Origin of the sequence: Sellimonas intestinalis (genome assembly GCF_001280875.1) — a bacterium.
GTDB classification, from domain to species: domain Bacteria; phylum Bacillota; class Clostridia; order Lachnospirales; family Lachnospiraceae; genus Sellimonas; species Sellimonas intestinalis.
The window spans coordinates 1-907 of the sequence record NZ_LGAJ01000032.1; the positions used below are offsets into that span (position 1 = coordinate 1).

At 45.9% G+C, this 907-nt stretch carries 1 protein-coding gene; it reads left to right on the forward strand.

Annotated features, from left to right (window positions below; all coding sequences use genetic code 11):
• On the forward strand, positions 1-907 hold a 907-nt coding region (locus AOA56_RS15405), incomplete at both ends, for a DegT/DnrJ/EryC1/StrS family aminotransferase (protein ID WP_053770040.1).

Genomic DNA, 907 nt, shown 5'->3' on the forward strand with positions numbered 1-907 from the left:
CCATTTTCGCCACCGGATATTTCGGAAAACGAAGTACAGGGGGTGGTAGAAGCATTAAAAAGTGGCTGGATTACGACCGGACCAAAGACAAAAGAATTTGAAAAAAAGATTGCGGAATTTTGCGGGACAAGTAAGGCGGTATGTCTGAATTCCGCTACTGCGTGCGAAGAGTCCATTTTGCGGTTTCTTGGGATTGGAGAGGGCGATGAGGTCATTACTTCTGCCTATACTTATACAGCATCGGCAAGTCCGGTAATCCATGTGGGCGCAAACGTTGTTCTGGTAGATGTCGCAAAAGACAGCTATGAAATGGATTATGACAAGCTGGAACAGGCAATTACGGAAAGAACAAAAGCGATTGTTCCCGTAGATTTGGGAGGCATTATCTGTGATTACGAACGCATCTTTGAGATTGTAGAGCGGAAAAAAGCACTCTTTCAGCCGGAAAACGAGATTCAGAAGGCAATAGGAAGAATTGTGGTCGTCGCAGACGCGGCGCACGCATTTGGCGCCAGGAAGAATATTCAAGAGGAATGGAAGCGGTGCGGATCTGTCGCAGACTTTACAAGCTTTTCCTTCCATGCGGTAAAAAATCTGACGACGGCAGAAGGAGGGGCGCTGACCTGGAAAGAGATTCCTGGAATTGACAATGAGTGGATATATAAACAGTTTATGCTCCTTTCCCTTCATGGCCAGTCGAAAGACGCTTTGGCAAAGACAAAACTCGGTGCCTGGGAGTACGATATTCTGGCACCATCTTATAAATGCAATATGACAGATATTATGGCAGCGATTGGATTGGCACAGTTAGAGCGGTACGAGGGACTGCTGAACCGGAGAAGGAAGATTATTGAGACTTATGATAAAGCCTTTGAACCACTTGGGATTCAAACGCTGAATCATTATG